16 protein-coding genes and 1 tRNA gene are annotated in these 17,060 nt (G+C 59.5%); 9 read left to right on the forward strand and 8 right to left on the reverse strand.

Features of this window, described 5'->3' with window-relative positions; genetic code table 11:
* Positions 1–298 precede the first annotated feature (298 nt).
* The 6 genes from EGT36_RS09010 (at position 299) to EGT36_RS09035 (ending at position 7,795) form a co-directional block, all read left to right on the forward strand.
* Entirely contained in the window at positions 299–2,095 is a 1,797-nt protein-coding gene (locus tag EGT36_RS09010; protein WP_037092343.1) for an acyl-CoA dehydrogenase C-terminal domain-containing protein, read from the forward strand.
* 36 nt (positions 2,096–2,131) lie between these two features.
* Complete coding sequence (locus EGT36_RS09015) at positions 2,132–3,340, forward strand: acetyl-CoA C-acetyltransferase (protein WP_037092345.1); 1,209 nt, start codon at positions 2,132–2,134, stop codon at positions 3,338–3,340.
* A 138-nt stretch (positions 3,341–3,478) separates the two neighbouring features.
* Positions 3,479–5,695, forward strand: a complete 2,217-nt coding sequence (locus EGT36_RS09020) for a 3-hydroxyacyl-CoA dehydrogenase NAD-binding domain-containing protein (RefSeq protein ID WP_037092346.1) — start codon at positions 3,479–3,481, stop codon at positions 5,693–5,695.
* Between the two features lie 155 nt (positions 5,696–5,850).
* Positions 5,851–6,282, forward strand: a complete 432-nt coding sequence (locus tag EGT36_RS09025) for a hypothetical protein (RefSeq protein WP_125270312.1) — start codon at positions 5,851–5,853, stop codon at positions 6,280–6,282.
* Positions 6,283–6,565: 283 nt separating this feature from the next.
* A tRNA-Phe gene (locus EGT36_RS09030) sits at positions 6,566–6,641 on the forward strand.
* 563 nt (positions 6,642–7,204) lie between these two features.
* The gene (locus tag EGT36_RS09035) at positions 7,205–7,795 is read left to right on the forward strand and encodes an alpha-ketoglutarate-dependent dioxygenase AlkB (RefSeq protein ID WP_006697650.1); all 591 of its coding nucleotides are present in this window, start codon (positions 7,205–7,207) and stop codon (positions 7,793–7,795) included.
* A gap of 4 nt (positions 7,796–7,799) precedes the next feature.
* Here EGT36_RS09035 and mnhG read toward each other — a convergent pair whose 3' ends face one another.
* The 8 genes from mnhG to EGT36_RS30365 form a co-directional block, all read right to left on the reverse strand.
* The gene (gene mnhG / locus EGT36_RS09040; protein ID WP_004439848.1) at positions 7,800–8,144 is read right to left on the reverse strand and encodes a monovalent cation/H(+) antiporter subunit G; all 345 of its coding nucleotides are present in this window, start codon (positions 8,142–8,144) and stop codon (positions 7,800–7,802) included.
* A complete protein-coding gene (locus tag EGT36_RS09045) occupies positions 8,141–8,422 on the reverse strand; it encodes a K+/H+ antiporter subunit F (RefSeq protein WP_004439850.1) in 282 nt (93 codons plus the stop codon). The genes mnhG and EGT36_RS09045 overlap by 4 nt, the downstream gene beginning before the upstream one ends.
* Positions 8,419–8,907: a Na+/H+ antiporter subunit E gene (locus EGT36_RS09050; protein ID WP_004439853.1), complete on the reverse strand. Its 489-nt coding sequence runs from the start codon at positions 8,905–8,907 to the stop codon at positions 8,419–8,421. The genes EGT36_RS09045 and EGT36_RS09050 overlap by 4 nt, the downstream gene beginning before the upstream one ends.
* Positions 8,904–10,550 carry a monovalent cation/H+ antiporter subunit D gene (locus EGT36_RS09055; RefSeq protein ID WP_004439856.1) on the reverse strand — a complete coding sequence of 549 codons (1,647 nt, stop codon included), beginning with the start codon at positions 10,548–10,550 and terminating at the stop codon, positions 8,904–8,906. The genes EGT36_RS09050 and EGT36_RS09055 overlap by 4 nt, the downstream gene beginning before the upstream one ends.
* The gene (locus EGT36_RS09060) at positions 10,547–10,882 is read right to left on the reverse strand and encodes a Na+/H+ antiporter subunit C (protein ID WP_006697652.1); all 336 of its coding nucleotides are present in this window, start codon (positions 10,880–10,882) and stop codon (positions 10,547–10,549) included. Before EGT36_RS09060 ends, EGT36_RS09055 begins: the two co-directional genes overlap by 4 nt.
* Positions 10,882–13,800, reverse strand: coding sequence for a monovalent cation/H+ antiporter subunit A (locus EGT36_RS09065; RefSeq protein ID WP_125270314.1), 2,919 nt, complete (start codon positions 13,798–13,800; stop codon positions 10,882–10,884). The genes EGT36_RS09060 and EGT36_RS09065 overlap by 1 nt, the downstream gene beginning before the upstream one ends.
* A gap of 105 nt (positions 13,801–13,905) precedes the next feature.
* Positions 13,906–14,283 carry a hypothetical protein gene (locus EGT36_RS09070; RefSeq protein ID WP_037092349.1) on the reverse strand — a complete coding sequence of 126 codons (378 nt, stop codon included), beginning with the start codon at positions 14,281–14,283 and terminating at the stop codon, positions 13,906–13,908.
* Between the two features lie 79 nt (positions 14,284–14,362).
* The gene (locus tag EGT36_RS30365; RefSeq protein ID WP_161794457.1) at positions 14,363–14,758 is read right to left on the reverse strand and encodes a hypothetical protein; all 396 of its coding nucleotides are present in this window, start codon (positions 14,756–14,758) and stop codon (positions 14,363–14,365) included.
* Between the two features lie 39 nt (positions 14,759–14,797).
* Here EGT36_RS30365 and EGT36_RS09075 point away from each other — a divergent pair, with 39 nt between their 5' ends.
* From EGT36_RS09075 to cheY1, 3 genes are read left to right on the forward strand one after another with little or no spacing between them, the layout of a single operon-like run.
* A complete protein-coding gene (locus EGT36_RS09075) occupies positions 14,798–16,393 on the forward strand; it encodes a globin-coupled sensor protein (RefSeq protein WP_234882021.1) in 1,596 nt (531 codons plus the stop codon).
* On the forward strand, positions 16,393–16,692 hold the full coding sequence (locus EGT36_RS09080) for an STAS domain-containing protein (RefSeq protein WP_004439868.1): 300 nt from the start codon (positions 16,393–16,395) through the stop codon (positions 16,690–16,692). Before EGT36_RS09075 ends, EGT36_RS09080 begins: the two co-directional genes overlap by 1 nt.
* Positions 16,689–17,054 (forward strand): chemotaxis response regulator CheY1, encoded by a 366-nt coding sequence (gene cheY1, locus EGT36_RS09085; protein WP_004439870.1) that lies wholly within the window; start codon positions 16,689–16,691, stop codon positions 17,052–17,054. Before EGT36_RS09080 ends, cheY1 begins: the two co-directional genes overlap by 4 nt.
* The last annotated feature ends 6 nt before the right edge of the window (positions 17,055–17,060 follow it).

Genomic DNA, 17,060 nt, shown 5'->3' on the forward strand with positions numbered 1-17,060 from the left:
ACATGCAGCAATTCTAGAGCCGGTATTTGCCCCCGTGGAGGAAAATGCGCCGATGAACGAAGCAGTTACCTCCATCGGGAGAATTCACGAAACGTGGTAAAGAAGTGGTTAACCAAGGTCGGAATTTTTTAACTTTTGCGGTGCAGGCCGAGCCCCGGGGCGGTGCGGAGGACAATTACGCAAAAAGGGAGAGCGATAACCCCATGGAATTTATTTGACGTTTACGCGCACGTCAAATATTGTCACGTCATATCGGCCGGATTATCTCCGGCGCCCACGATGCGGAGGAACATCGGTAATGCCTGTTTACAAGGCCCCAGTTAAGGACACGCTTTTTATCCTGAATGACGTTCTCGGCCTGGAGCGGTATAACAACCTGCCCGGCTTCGAGGATGCGACGCCCGACATGATCGAGGCAATCACCGGCGAAGCGGCAAAGCTTGCCGAGGAACGGCTTTTCCCGCTCAATCTTTCCGGGGACCAGCAGGGTTGCAAGCGCGCCGATGACGGTTCTGTCTCCGTGCCCGATGGTTTCAAGGAAGCCTATGACGCCTATTGCGAAGGCGGCTGGATCGGCCTTGCCGTTCCTCAGGAATTTGGCGGGCAGGGCCTGCCCTATACGCTGCATGCGGCGATCGGCGAATATATGTCTTCCGCCAACCTGTCCTTGATGATGTATCCCGGCCTGACACAGGGCGCTATTGCCGCCATCCTCGTGCATGGCACGCAGGAACAGAAGCAAACCTATCTGCCGAATATGGTTGAAGGTACCTGGTCCGGCACCATGAACCTTACCGAACCCCATTGCGGCACCGATCTCGGTCTCCTGCGCACCAAGGCGGTTCCGCAGGGAGATGGCACTTACAAGATTTCCGGCCAGAAGATCTTCATCTCGGCCGGGGAACATTCCATGACCGATAATATCGTCCATCTGGTGCTCGCCCGCATCGAGGGCGCACCTGAAGGCACGAAGGGTATTTCGCTTTTCATCGTGCCGAAATTCCTGGTCAAGGAAGACGGCACGCCCGGCGAGCGCAACGGAGTCACCTGTGGTGCGATCGAGCACAAGATGGGTATTCACGGCAACGCCACCTGCGTCATGAATTACGATGATGCGACGGGTTATCTGCTTGGTGCGGAAAACAAGGGCCTTTCGGCCATGTTCGTGATGATGAACGAGGCGCGCCTCGGCGTCGGCCTGCAGGGGCTTTCCGTGGGCGAAATCGCCTATCAGAATGCGGTGGAATATGCCCGTGAGCGTATTCAGGGCCGTTCGCTTTCCGGCGCGAAATTCCCGGACAAAAAGGCCGATCCGATCATCGTGCACCCGGATATCCGCCGCACGCTGATGACCATCAAGGCCTATAACGAGGCCGGCCGCGCTTTCCTTCTGTGGACAGCGCTGCAATCGGACATCGCCCACCGCTCGACCGATGAGAAGGAGCGGCAGGCGGCAGACGACCTGCTCGGTCTCGTCACGCCGATCCTCAAGGGCGTTTTGACGGACAAAGGCTTCGACCACGCCGTGATGGCGCAGCAGGTCTTTGGCGGTCACGGCTACATCGAAGAACATGGCATGAGCCAATATGTCCGCGATGCGCGTATTACCATGATCTATGAGGGCGCTAACGGCATTCAGGCGCTTGATCTGGTGGGCCGCAAGCTCGGCATGAATGGCGGCCGCGCCGTCATGGCGCTGTTCAAGGAAATCGGCGATTTCTGCGAGGAAAACCGCGGCGATGAAAAGCTCAGCCTCTACACCAAGGGTTTGAAGAAGGGCTTGAACGACCTTCAGGCCGCAACCATGTGGTTCATGCAGAACGCCATGGCCAAGCCAGACAATGCCGGTGCCGGCTCGACCGACTACATGCATCTCTTCGGCATCGTGGTGCTGGGCTACATGCAGGCGCGCATGGCGAAAGCCGCCAGCGAAGCGCTTGCAGCAGGCAGCGCTTCGGATGAGGATTACCTCAAGACCAAGCTTGTCACGGCGAAGTTTTACATGGAGCGCATCATGCCGGAAACGGCGCTGCGCAAGGCCCGCATCGAAACCGGGGCGGACATCATGATGGAACTGGCCGCGGAAGCATTCTGAGACATCTGGCGTTTCTGACGCCACAGGGAGAGAGTTATGACCGACGTATTTATCTACGACCATGTCCGCACCCCGCGCGGACGCGGCAAGAAGGATGGCAGCCTGCATGAGGTGCCATCCGTTCGCCTTGCCGCCAAGACGCTGGAAGCCATCCGCGACCGCAACGGGCTCGACACTTCCGCTGTCGATGACATCATCATGGGCTGCGTCGATCCTGTCATGGATGCCGGCGCCGTCATCCCCAAGGCCGCCGCCTTCGAGGCCGGTTACTCCAACAAGGCGCCGGGTATGCAGATCTCGCGCTTCTGCGCCTCCGGTCTCGATGCCATCAACTTCGCAGCCGGCAAGGTCAAAGCCGGTTCGGACGATATCGTCATCGCCGGCGGTGTCGAAAGCATGTCGCGCGTCGGTATGGGCATGTCGGGCGGCGCCTGGTACATGGACCCCTCGGTCAACTTTCCGGCCTTCTTCATGCCGCAGGGCGTGTCGGCCGATCTGATCGCCACGAAATACGGTTTCTCCCGTGACGATGTCGATGCCTATGCCGTCGAAAGCCAGAAGCGCGCCGCGCACGCCTGGGAAAAGGGCTATTTCAACAGGTCGGTCATTCCGGTGAAGGACCAGAACGGTCTGACGATCCTTGACCGCGACGAGCACATGCGTCCCGGCACCGATATGCAGGCGCTGGCTTCGCTCAACCCGTCCTTCCAGATGCCCGGTGAAATGGGCGGCTTCGAAGCTGTCGGCATCATGGCCCACCCGGAAGTGGAGCGGATTAACTACGTACATCACGCCGGCAACTCATCCGGCATCGTTGATGGTGCTGCCGCCGTGCTGGTTGGTTCGAAAGCGGGCGGCGAGGCAATGGGCGTGAAGCCGCGTGCCCGTATCAAGGCTTTCGCCAATATCGGCTCCGACCCGGCGCTGATGCTGACCGGCCCGGTTGACGTAACCGAAAAGCTTCTGAAGAAGACCGGCATGTCGCTTGCCGATATCGATCTCTTCGAACTCAACGAAGCCTTCGCCGCCGTGGTCCTGCGCTACATGCAGGCTTTCGACATCGACCACGACCGGATGAACGTCAATGGCGGCGCAATCGCCATGGGTCATCCGCTGGGTGCAACCGGCGCGATGATCCTCGGGACGGTGCTGGATGAGCTGGAACGGCGCGATCTGAACACCGCGCTCGTGACGCTTTGCATCGGTGCAGGCATGGGTACAGCAACCGTCATCGAGCGGGTTTAAGGCAGCGGCTAAGGCCCGCTTCCGTCATCCTCGGGCTTGACCCGAGGATCTATCCCCGGTGCTTAGATCCTCGGGTCAAGCCCGAGGATGACGAGGAAAGCGAAGCGGCCATTACGATTCAGGGAAGAGGAATCCCAAATGAGCACTTACACCAATTTCACCATCGAGACGGACGCAGACGGCATTGCCCTCGTCACCTGGGACATGCCGGAAAAGTCCATGAACGTCTTCACGTCAGAGGTGATGGACGAGCTGAACGCCATTCTCGACGCCACCGTCGCCGATAGCGCCGTCAAGGGCGTCGTCTTCACGTCGGGCAAAAGTACCTTTTCCGGCGGCGCCGATCTGTCGATGATCAAGTCGATGTTCTCCTTCTACAATGACGAGAAGACGAAGAACCCGGATCAGGCGGCAGCAAAGCTGTTCGAGCTGGTGGGCCGCATGACCGGCCTGTTCCGCAAGATCGAGACCAACGGCAAGCCCTGGGTCTCCGCCATCAACGGCACCTGCATGGGGGGCGCTTTCGAACTGTCACTCGCCTGCCACGGCCGCGTGGCCTCCAGCGCCAAGAACCTCAAGATGGCCCTGCCGGAAGTCAAGGTCGGCATCTTTCCAGGTGCTGGCGGCACCCAGCGCGTCTCGCGCCTGACCGATGCACAATCTGCCTTGCAGATGATGACCACCGGCCAGTCGCTGACCGGTGCGCGCGCCAAGGCCATGGGGCTGGTGCACCAGGTAGTCGAGCCGGATCAGCTTGTCGCAACCGCAAAGCAGATGATCAAGGACGGCCTGAAGCCGGTAGCACCGTGGGATGAAAAGGGCTTCAAGGCGCCCGGCGGCGGCATCTGGACGCCTGCGGCTGCCCAGCTGTGGCCCGCCGCTCCGGCGATCCTGCGCCGCGAAAGCGCCGGCAACTATCCGGCCGCACTCGCCATCCTCAAATGCGTCTATGAAGGGCTGCAATTGCCTTTCGATACGGCGCTGAAGGTGGAGCAGCGTTATTTCACCGAAATCCTTCGCTCGAAGGAAGCCTTCGGCATGATCCGCTCGCTGTTCATTTCCATGCAGGAGCTGGGCAAGGGCGCGCGCCGTCCGTCCGGCCAGCCCAAGACGGAGTTCAAAAAGGTCGGCGTCGTTGGCGCGGGCTTCATGGGGGCGGCCGTCGCTTACGTCACCGCCGCAGCGGGTATTCCCGTCACGCTGGTGGATCGCGATCAGGAAGCCGCAGACAAGGGCAAGGGCCATTGCGAGGAAAGCGTCAAGGCCGCCATCGGCAAGGGTAAGTTGACGCAGGATGAAGGCAAGGCCCTGCTCGATCTCGTCACTCCCACGGCGGATTACACTGCATTGTCTGATGCCGATCTCGTTATCGAGGCCGTCTTTGAAGACCGCGACGTGAAGAAAGCCGTCATCGAGGCCGTGGAAGCCGTTCTGCCCGAAGGAGCGATCTTTGCCTCCAACACGTCCACCTTGCCAATCACGGGGCTGGCAAAGAACTCCAGGCGTCCGACCGATTTCATCGGCATCCACTTCTTCTCGCCGGTCGAGAAGATGATGCTGACGGAAGTGATCCTCGGCAAGGAAACCGGCGACAAGGCGCTCGCCGTCGCACTTGATTATGTGGCCAAGATCAAGAAGACCCCGATCGTCGTCAACGACACCCGCGGCTTCTTCGTCAATCGTTGCGTGCTGCGCTACATGGCCGAAAGCTACGACATGCTGATCGAAGGCGTGCCGCCCGCGATGATCGAAAATGCAGCGAAATTCGCTGGCATGCCGGTCGGCCCGCTGGCGTTGAACGACGAAGTGGCCATCGATCTTTCCTACAAGATCCTGAAAGCCACCGTCGCCGATCTCGGCGAAAAGGCGGTCGATCCGCGCCATATGGAGCTGGTGAAGAAGCTGGTGGAAGGGGAGGGCCGCTTTGGCCGTAAGAACGCCAAGGGCTTTTACGACTACCCGCCAAAGCCCGCCAAGAAGTCCCTCTGGCCTGGCCTGAAGGACCTCTATCCGCAGCAGAAGCCTGAAGACGTGGATATGGAGGTGCTGAAGCAGCGCTTCCTCGTCACCGTGGCGCTGGAAGCCGCCCGCACGGTGGAAGAGGGCATCGTCACCGATCCGCGCGAGGCGGATGTCGGTTCCATCCTCGGTTTCGGCTTCGCGCCCTATACCGGAGGCGCGCTGTCCTACATTGACGGCATGGGCGTGAAGAGCTTCGTCGCGCTCGCCGAAAAGCTCAGCGAGACATACGGACCGCGCTTCCAGCCGACGCCGCTGCTGAAGGAGATGGCCGCCAAGGGCGAGACCTTCTACGGTCGCTTCGATCCCTATGCCAGCGCCGCGAAGGCGGCCTGAGGCTCCAGTGAGATGATTGAACAGGCCCTTCGGGGCCTGTTTTATTATGCCTGTCTACCCGCTTTCCATGCATCCTTTGCCGGGCTGAGGCGTTGAAAAGTCTGACCGGGCAAAAGCGCCCGCCGCCGCAATTCAGCACGCCTCAGGAGACAGCGATGAAAGCACCACTGCGATCCCACGGTTTCGATAAGCCATCAGACCTGGACGACGAGTTGGCCGAACTGGACGAAGAGGCGGAAGCTGTGGCCGCCGAAGAGACGGAGGAAAAAACCGCAGCCAGGAGGACACCTGCCGCCAATACCGTCGACCCGGCGCTGCGTGCCGAACTGGACGAGCTTCGCCAACAGGTCGAAAAGATCCGGCGTGATGTCAAGCGGCTTGAGGCGGCCGAGATGTCCCGCCACAGGCCCGCACAGCCCCACCATGAGCGCGACCGCGAGAACTCCCGCCTGATGACGGTCGTGCGCTCCGTAGCCGTCACCTCGCTTGCAAGCCGCATCTTTGCGTCTTCGCCCGTCATGGCGGCGCTGGTAGCCGTGGTGCCTTTCGCGCTTGGTTTCGAAGCACGGCGCCGCGAAGGAGCATAGCCCCACCTGCCATGCTGCGCCCGCCACCGGCCGGGATAGGTCCCTCGCAAACATGACGCGGGCAAATGCGCTCTGGCATCAGGAGGCCATACAATGAGTTTTCCTGCGTGAACCGGCCTTCGCCCTGCGCTCTTTCCAGCCATCCACAGGCGCCGTGAAAAAACTGTCAAAAAACTTCGGAAGGGCGCTTGCCATGTTCGAACAAGATGTTATAACCCCGCTCACTTTCGGGGCGCAAACGACCCCGACCGCGAAAAGCGGAGGTTCTTCAAGGACCTGAAGTGCCCGGATAGCTCAGTTGGTAGAGCAGCGGATTGAAAATCCGCGTGTCGGTGGTTCAAATCCGCCTCCGGGCACCATTAAATCTCCAGACTGATAAATTTATATAGGTGCGTGTTCGGACCGATCCGACCTAATCTTGTGGGATTCAACGATAGCCCTAATGGCAATAAACATTTACCTCGTGGGCGGGTAGGCGAAACTCCTCGTTAAGATGTTTTTGGGTGAATGTATTTCATCCGCTAACATTATCCCAAAAATATCAGATGTTTGGCAGATTCTTAACCTTTGCTTAATGCATTTTTTGCCCAGCTTGGCGATTTGCCATTCCCGTGACCGTTCGGCGTGAGTTGCTCGTGACAACAAAATGGATCGCCGTTTTCTTGGGAGTGCCGCAGCCCATCTTTTGAGCTCCGGCAAAGTTGCAATTACTGTCGTAAACAGTTCTCCCTACGATGGAGCCTTTGATATGGATGGGGCTGCTGAACGCAGTAGTTTTGCTAGACCGGTTGCGTACCCGTTTCAGTTTCCGACTATCCGGGATACGCACACATAAAACGAAAGATGACGGCACCTCTGCGCTAGATGAGAATGACGAGGTTGTAACATACGTTTTTCATCGTAAAGGGAGGCCAGCCCGCAAATGGATCATACTGTAATTCCATCTTCTTTACCGCCCGGCGTCATATATTTCGGTGACTTCCTTTCGCCGCAAGAGGAAGCTGCCACCGCAACCATATTGGATGCCGGTGGGTGGAGCACGGAACTGAAGCGTCGTGTGCAGCATTTCGGTTATCGGTATGACTATAAAGCCCGCGCAGTTGCGCCGGATGCCTATCTCGGGCCTTTGCCGCCATGGCTGGGCGTGTTCGCCAGAAGATTAGTGAGGAACGGCCACTGCGAGAACTTGCCTGATCAGGTTATCGCGAACGAATACTTTCCAGGGCAGGGGATCAGCGCGCATGTCGATTGTGTCCCCTGTTTCGACGATACAATCGTGTCGATAAGCCTTCTATCCGCTTGCGAGATGGTTTTCCGCGATTTGCGCGGATCCGGCACATGTGGCGTTGTGCTTCAGCCCCGCTCAGGTGTCCTGCTCATGGACTCCGGGCGTTATCATTGGACTCACGAAATTCCGGCTCGCAAATCGGATATTGTGAACGGGGTGAAGACCGTTCGAAGCAGGAGGATTTCCCTGACTTTTCGTAAAGTCATTGCTTCAACGCACACCTAAGCAATCACAAATGCTCCCGGTTATCAGAATTCTGCTCCGCCCGGTCCCGATAAAGTGCAGCGCGGCCGAGAAGCATCAGGGAAACCGGCGTCGTCACCGTCATGAAAATGCCGATGAAGATTTCGTGGAAAGCGAAGCGGCCGCCGGAGACGGAGAAATAGATGATGGAGGCCATGACGATGCCGCCGGTCCCCCAGCTGGTGCCGAGTGTGGGCGCATGCAGGCGTTCATAAAAGCTGTTGAGCTTGGCAAAGCCGATAGTGCCGATCAGCGTCAGGGAGGCGCCGAGGAGGACGAAGAAAGCCACGGCGATGGCGGCCCAGAGCGGAAATTCTGCGGCGTTGCTCATTCTATGACCTCCCCGCGCATCAGGAATTTGGAAAGGGCGACGGTTGACACGAAGCCCAGGATGGCGATCAGCAGCGATGCCTCGAAATAGATGTCGTTGCCGGTGCGTAGGCCGAAGGTCAGCAGTAGCAGCATGGCGTTGACATAGAGCGTATCCATGCCGAGCACCCGGTCCTGCGCGCGCGGGCCAATGGCGATGCGATAGACCGAAATCGTCATGGCAATGGCCAGCATCAGCTGCGCCAGCGAAAAGGACCAGAAAAGGATAATCGAACTCATTCGAATATCTCCATCAGCAGTTTTTCATATCGGTTCTTGATGAGGCTTATCCACGCGGCCTCGTCCACGTCGTCGAGGACGTGGAGCAGGAGCGTGCCCTGACTGGAATTATATTCAAGCCAGGCGCTTCCCGGCGTCGAGGTGAGGATTGTCGCCAGAACGGCCAGCGCCATGGGATCGCGTATATCGAGCGGCACGGCCAGAAAACCCGATTTTCGGTCCCTTTCGCGCCTGAACAGAATGATCTTCGCGACCGAGAGATTGGACCTGACGATATCGTAAAGCACGATAAGGATCAGCTGCACCAGCCGATGCCAGTTGCGGATGCGGGGTTTTGCCGGCCTCAGCGACGCCATCGCCCAGGAAGCGATGAGCGCCACCGCAGTTCCGAGCAGCAGATGCCCCGGCGAGAAACTGTTGATCGTCATCCAGAAGAAGATCAGGGAAACGGTCAGTAGCGGGTAGGGCAGGACACGGTTCATCATGGCTCTGCCTCCGGATTGCCGCCCGCCCGTGGCGCGGAAATGACGCCCTGGATATAGCTCGCGGGCAGATCGAGGATGCGCGCTGTTTCCTGCATGTAACGCATCACCGGCCCCGCCTGAACGGTCATGGCGAGTGTCAGGCCGAGAAGCAGCATGATGGGTGCGATTTCGATGACGAGCACGCGCGGCACGGTGCCTTCGATGGAGGCCCAGAAAGTACGGATGCCCGCACGGGTCATCGAGATCAGTGAAGCAAAGCCGGAAAAGACGATCAGGAAGACGATCCACCATGACAGGGTGGAGATGCTGTCATTGGCGCCGAGACCGGACGGATTGAGAATGGCCGATAGCATCGAGAATTTGGCAATGAAGCCGGAAAGCGGCGGCAGGCCGGCGAGCAGGATGCCGCAGGCGGCAAAGCATGCGCCCAGCACGGCCATGGTGGCAGGCATGGTCACGCCGATTTCCTCTTCCTCGTCTTCTTCCTCGCCTTCGCCATAAGCCTCCATGGTTACGGCAAGAACGTTTGCGCCCGCATCCTGCCCACGCTCGACAAGTTCGATGAGCATGAAGAAGGCACTGATGGTGAGGGTGGAGCTGACAAGGTAATAAAGTGCGCCGGCCGCCACCGTGGGATTGCCGGTACCCATGGCTGCAAGCAGCGTTCCCGATGAGACCAGAACCGAAAAGCCGGCAAGCCGTCCCAGCGCCTGCGACGCCAGAACCCCGATGGCACCGAAGATGATGGTGGCGATGCCGCCGACCAGCAGCGCATCGTGGCCGAAACCGGCCGATTCCCCGGCCGTCTGGCCGAACAGCAGGAAGGAGAGGCGGGCGATGACATAAATGCCGACCTTGCTCATGATCGCGAATAGCCCGCCGACCGGTGCAGATGCCGCACCATAGGCGGAGGGCAGCCAGAAATTCAGCGGCCACATGCCGGCCTTGACCAGAAACGCGATGCCGAGGATGGCCGAGCCGGTTTCCAGCAGCATGCGCTGGTCGGGGTTCAGCCCCTCTATCCGGTGGGCGAGATCACCCATGTTCAGCGTGCCCGTCACGCCATAGATCAGACTGACGCCAATCAGGAAAAACAAGGCGGCAACGAGGTTGATGGCGATATAGTGCAGCCCTGCCTTGACGCGTTGCTGGCCGGAGCCATGCAGCAGCAGCCCGTAAGATGCCGCCAGCATCACTTCGAAGAATACGAAAAGGTTGAAGAGGTCGCCGGTCAGGAACGCGCCGTTGACGCCCATCAGCATCATCTGGAACAGCGAATGGAAATGGGCGCCCGCCTTGTGCCATTTCGCCATCGAATAGATGAGCGAGGGAATGGCGAGCAATGCGGTCAACAGGACCATCAGGCCCGACAGGCGGTCGGCGACGAGCACGATGCCGAAGGGTGCCGGCCAGTTGCCGAGGAGATAGACGCCGCTCGAAACCACAGCAGCGATCTCGGTGTTAACGGTTGAGTTCACCTCGCGGAACAGCAGAATCGCAACCACCAGCAGCAGCACCGTGGAGGTGAAGCTGATCGCGGCTTTGGCCACACGCTGGCGCTCGTCAAAGAACAGCAGCAGCGCGGCGGTAATGAGCGGCAGCAGGATGGGTGCGATGACGATGTGGAAGGGGAACGACATCATTTCGTCTCCCTCCCGTCCACATGGTCAGTGCCGGTGAGGCCGCGCGCTGCGAGCAGCACGACAAGGAAAAGCGCTGTCGTGGCAAAGCCGATGACGATGGCGGTCAGCACCAGTGCCTGCGGCACCGGGTCGGCAAGCGTTGAACTGTCGACGCCGTTCACCAGCACCGGGGGTGCGTTTGTCTTGATGCCGCCGACGCCGAAGATGAACAGGTTCACGGCATAGGACAAAAGCGAAAGCCCGACGATGACCTGATAGGTGCGCGGGCGCAGGATGAGCCATACGCCGGAGCCAGTCATGATGCCGATGCCGATTGAAAGAATGAGTTCCATTACACGTCCTCCGCTTTTGCGGCGTCAGGCGTGCGAACGCGGTAGTTGCGCAACGATTGGTGTGCCAGTGCTATCAGGATAAGAACGGTGGAGCCGACGACCAGCGAAAAGACGCCGAGATCGAACAGCAGGGCGGAAGCCATCGGCATTTTGCCGATATAGGGTATCTCCGTATACTGGAAATAAGAGGTCAGGAACGGGTAGCCGAAGTACCACGAGCCGATACCCGTCGCCGCCGCCATCAACAGGCCAAAGCCCATCCAGCGCAGCGGCAGGATGCGGATGCGGTCCTCAGCCCAGCGCGCCCCGCCGGCGAGATATTGCAGAAGGAAGGCGATCGCCATGGTGATACCGGCCGCAAAACCGCCGCCCGGCATATCGTGGCCGCGCATGAAGAGGAAAATGGAAAAGGTGATGATGACGGGGAACATCCACTGCATCACGATGGATGGCACGTAGAGATAGTCGCGAACGGTATCGCCCTTGCTGCGATCCGGGCGCTCCGCATCGAAGGCGTTCTGCATCTGCTGCTGTTCCGGAAGTCCGATGCTTTCATGGGCGGGACGGAAACGGCGAAGCAGCGCGAAGACGGTGAGCGCCACGATGGCCAGAACCGCGATTTCGCCGAAGGTGTCGAAGCCACGGAAATCGACCAGGATGACGTTGACCACATTGGTGCCGCCGCCTTCGCTGTAAGCGCGTTCGAGGAAATAGGTCGCAATGGCATTCGGCACTGGCAGCGTCATCACCGCATAGGCGATGACGGACATTCCAATGCCGCTGGCGGCTGCCAGCAGGAAGTCGCGGGCACGGCGAAGCTGCGCCGGCAACTCGTCGCTGCTGTCCACTTTTTCGAAGCGTTTCGGCAACCACCTGAGGCCGAGCAGGATGAGAACGGTGGTGACGATTTCCACCAAAAGCTGGGTAATCGCCAGATCCGGTGCGGAAAGCCAGATGAAGGTGAGGCAGGTGACGAGCCCCGAAACGCCAAGCATGACAAGGGCTGCGAGGCGATGATATTTCGCCTGCCAGGCAGCACCCATGGCCGCAATCATACCGATCAGCCACAGAATGGCGAAGATCGGATCGAAGGTTGTTACCCGCGGCAGCGACAGGGAGAACTCCGAAAGGAAGAGCGGCGAGAAACCGGCAAGAAGCGCCACGAGGATAAGAAGCCTCAGCTGCGGCTGCAGGCGCCGGGTGCCGAGCGTGCTTTCCAGCCACCGCGCCCACTTCCAGGACACGGTGACGAGAATGCGCTCGAAGATGCGCTGACCCCGCAAATGCCGGAAGATCGGCGGACCGTCATCGCAGCGCGAGAAATAACCGCCGAGCAGGACGTAGATCGTTACCCCGCCGATCAGCGCCGCGATACTCATGATCAGCGGCAGATTGAAACCGTGCCAGATCGACAGGCTGTACACGGGTGTCTGTGCGCCGAGAACGGAAAGCACGGCCGTATGCAGGAACGGGCCGATGGAAAGGCTCGGAACGATGCCGACGATCAGGCAGGCGAAGACGAGGAATTCGATCGGAAACCGCATCCAGCGCGGCGGCTCGTGCGGATTGGGGTTTGGCAGATCGACTGGCTTGGGGCGAAAGAACACCGTGTGAATGAAGCGCAGCGAATAGGCGACGGCAAATGCGCCGGATAATGTTGCCACATAGGGCAGCGCCCGGTCGAGAAGCGAGTCGGCATGGGTTTCGACGGCCTCGGCAAAGAACATTTCCTTGGAGAGGAACCCGTTGAACAGAGGAACCCCGGCCATGGCCGCACTTGCCGCCATGGCGAGTGTCGCCGTTGCCGGCATATAGGTATAGAGCCCGCTCAGCCGCCGCATGTCACGTGTTCCGGTCTCATGGTCGATGATGCCGGCCGCCATGAAGAGCGAGGCCTTGAAGGTGGCATGGTTGACCATGTGAAAGATGGCCGCCACCGCAGCGAGCGGGCTGCCAAGGCTTAATAGCGTGGTGATGAGCCCGAGATGGCTGATGGTGGAATAGGCCAGCAATCCCTTCAGATCCTGCTGGAACATGGCGAAATAGGCACCGAGCAGCAGAGTTATGACGCCGGCCGCGCCGACCAGCCAGAACCATTCCGGCGTGCCCGCAAGCACCGGCCAGAACCTCGCCAGCAGGAAAACACCCGCTTTCACCATGGTAGCCGAGTGGAGATAGGCGGAAACGGGTGTTGGTGCCGCCATGGCATTGGGCAGCCAGAAGTGAAAGGGAAACTGCGCGCTCTTCGTCAGAGCGCCGCCCAGAATAAGAATGAGCGCAGGCACATAAAGCGGATGCGCGCGAATGGCGGCGCCGGCCTCGATGATCCTGTCGAGATCGTAGCTGCCGGCCATGTGGCCGAGGATCAGCAGACCCGCCAGCAAGCTGAAGCCACCAATCCCCGTCACTGTCAGCGCCATGCGAGCGCCGTCGCGGGCGCCGGCATTCTGGTGCCAGTAGCCGATCAGGAGGAATGAGAAGATGCTCGTCATTTCCCAGAAGATGGACAGCAGAATGACGTTGCCGGATAGAACGACGCCGAGCATCGAACCCATGAAGGCGAGAAGAAAGGCGAAGAAGCGCGGTATGGGGTCTTCAGTCGACATGTAGTAGCGGGCGTAAAGCACCACCAGCAGGCCGATGCCGGTAATCAGCATCGAGAAGATCCAGGCAAATCCGTCGAGCCGCAGTGTGAAGTTCAAACCGAGCTGCGGCAGCCATTCCACATCGTATTTAAGAACGGCGCCCCCGCTGACGCTGGTATAAAGGAAAATACTGCTGACCAGCCCGAAAAGGGCAACTGCCCCCGCAACGGAAGCGGGAGCTGCAGCAGCACCCTCGCGCGGCATGAACGCCGTCAGGAGTGCGCCGACGAAGGGCAATGCGACAATAAAAGGAAGAATGGTTGCAAGTGTCATATGCGGCGGCGGTTTTCTCTCTGGAATGGGAGCTTGCGGCGGATTTCCGACGACTCCAATCCCTCAGGATTCCAATGAATCCAATGATGATGACCGCCGGAATGACTAGTACATAAGATGCGGAGGCGCGCGTGGTACCACGCTGGCAAAGTCTCGGGACGCTTGTGGCGCGACGGCAACAGCAACGAGCCGCGCCTTTGCCTCAAGGTCAACACTGACGGCGGTCAAGGAAAACGCGTCCTGACCAATACCCGGGGCCGCATTGCCTGACCGGCAACCGACATCACCGCCGTTGTCGCAATCCTTGTCGCGAAGCGAAAGGGAGCGGCCAAGATCGACGGTCTGCATGCGTTCGAGGCGGCTGGTCTTGGAAAGCGGCTTGATACCCGAAGGCGCCTGGAAGCCGATCATGAGAAGAAGGCTGGCGACCACGAGACCGATCAGCACTTGCGGATGGCGCCTTGAACTGCGGCCTTTCTCCATCCATTGCAAGTTGGCATCTCCTTGATCGAAAACGTCTCTTTAAAGCATCACCGCTGCGCGAATATCCCGTTGATTTGTTTTAGGGGAAGCCACCCGCGCTTGTCCAGCACACAGGCCGGAAAAACCGCCCGAAGCGCTCAATTCCTTTTTGTTTTTGCTCATTTGCGGCAAAGTCGGGGCAGGGGCCGTTAAAAGACTTTACAAATTTTACCGTTTGACCCGCAACGCCGCGTTTCTTAACTTTCAAGCAAGGAATTAACCATAAAGATTGGTGGTATTTCCACGGCGGAATGGGGTCTCTCCCCTTCCAGGCATGACGCCGCACTGCCGTACCGGTGCCGATCCGGTATTTCGTTTCTTGGTTCAAGAAGGTCTGGCAAGCGTCGATGCCGCATCGTCCGCGATGGGTGTGTTCGTTCAAAAATCCCCTCAGGGTGCTGGCGTTCTGAACCTTGGCAAATTGGCCGGGTTTCACCGGCCGTCATGTTGTTGGGGACGTCGGTTGGGGCAGGACTTGCCATCAGATCAAGCGCGCAGATCGGCAGGCGGAAGCCTGGCGGGGCGGCTGCGTTTTGCCGGCCTCGATGAGACGCAATCCGACTTCCTGCGCAGCTATCGCGGCATGCTGGAGCCTTACGTCAAGGCCGGCCTGCGCGATGTGATGACCCGTTTCCAGTCCATGCCGGACTGTTCCCCGTCCTTCGACAGCGAAAACCAGCTCGAACGCCTGCACGATCTGCAATCGTCGCACTGGAGCGTTTTGACGGATGCACGTTTCGATGCGCTCTATGCCGAGCGGGTGAAGGTGCTTTCCGACAATGCCAGCCGCATGGGTCTCGATCCGCGCTGGCAAATCGCCAGCCACGCCGTCGTTCTGGAGCACCTCGTTGGTGGACTGGTGGCGGAACACGCACCCCGATCCATCCTGCCGGGTAGCCGCAAGAAGAGCCGTGAGCTCGCCGAAGCGGTAAAGAATGTCGTCCGCCTTGTGATGGTCGATACCGAGATAGCGGTCTCGCTGCGCTTTAATGAACTACGCCTGCGTCATGGCCGCGAACTTCAGGAACAACGCGACAATGACCGGGCTGAAGCGGCAAACCTCTTCGGCGTCGCGTTGAAAGCTTTTGCGGCAGGCGATTTGCACGCACGGATAGACGGTGACGTTCCAGACGCCTATCGGGATGTCGCGACAACATTCAACACGGCCCTTGAAACCATAGGCGCGTCGTTGACGGCGGCCCATAACAGCGTCGGCGAGGCCGAGGCCTTGAGCGGACGTTTTGCCGATATCGGCCGTTCCATTGTCGAGCGTTCACGCCAGCAGGCCGAAGCCCTTGCCGAAACCTCGCATGCGATTCAGGCCCTGATCGGGAACGTTGCCGAAAACGGCGCTCGCATTGCGGCGACGGAAAAGGCGGTTTCGAGCGCCCGCGACGCGGCGGTCGAAAGCGGCCGTGCGATCGGCGAGGCGATCGACGCCATGTCGGACATCGAACAATCCGCCGAACAGATCGGCAGGATCATCGGCACGATTGACGAGATCGCTTTTCAGACCAACCTTCTCGCGCTCAATGCCGGCATCGAGGCGGCGCGTGCGGGTGAAAGCGGTCGTGGGTTCGCTGTTGTCGCGCAGGAAGTCCGGGCGCTCGCCCAGCGGTCTGCAGATGCCGCAAGGGAGATCAAGAGCCTCGTCGGAACCACGAAGACCCAGGTCGAGGGCGGCGTCCGCATGGTCAACCGCACACAGGACGCGATCGGCGGCGTCGTCCGGCAGGTCTCGGGCATCAACGAGATGATCGCTGAAGTCTCGCGGCTTACGGCCGAGCAGGCCGGCGAACTGCAATCTGTTGCCGCCGATATTGGCGGGCAGCAACGGCAGGCGGACCGCAATGCCGTCGATATCAGCGCGAGCGCCTCCGAGGCCGACACGCTTCAAACCGTCATTCTGGAACTCGGCCGCACCGTGCGCGAATTTCGTATTGCCCGCCAGGAACATTTCGCTGCCGCCACCGGTGCGGATCGGCAGCAATCATCATTTATGGCCCGTGAGGATAGCCGCACGGATTACCGCCAGGATTACCAACAATTCAGACGTCAGGGAGTCATGTAATGGCAGCCAGAAAAGCAGCTGAGGCGACGCTGAAACTGTCACCGGTGCTGGACCTCAACGAAGCATCGGCCCTGCACGGCAAGCTGATGACGTTGCGGGGAGCACCGCTGTCGGTGGATGCGTCAGAGGTGGAACGTATCGGCGCCCTTTGTGCGCAGGTCCTCATGGCCGGCGCCAAATCCTGGGAAGAGGACGGCAAACGCTTCGGCTTTGCCAGCGTGTCCGATGCATTCGACAAGACTATGAAACTGATAGGCGTCGATATCGATCATTTGCTCCTGAAGGAGATGCAAAAGTGAAGAAAAAAGTTCTTACCGTGGATGATTCCCGGACGATCAGGAACATGCTCCTGGTCACGCTCAACAATGCCGGTTTCGAAACAATTCAGGCCGAAGACGGCGTCGAGGGCCTCGAAGTGCTCGAGCAGAGCAACCCCGACGTCATCGTGACTGACATCAACATGCCCCGTCTCGACGGTTTCGGTTTCATAGAGGGTGTTCGTCGCAACGAAAAGTACCGTGCGATCCCTATCCTCGTTCTGACGACCGAAAGCGATGCAGAGAAGAAGAACCGCGCCCGCCAGGCCGGTGCGACGGGCTGGATCGTCAAGCCGTTCGACCCTGCCAAACTCATCGATGCCATTGAGCGCGTAACCGCCTGATACGGG

The organism is Agrobacterium sp. FDAARGOS_525 (assembly GCF_003938925.1).
Taxonomy (GTDB): Bacteria; Pseudomonadota; Alphaproteobacteria; order Rhizobiales; family Rhizobiaceae; genus Agrobacterium; species Agrobacterium pusense.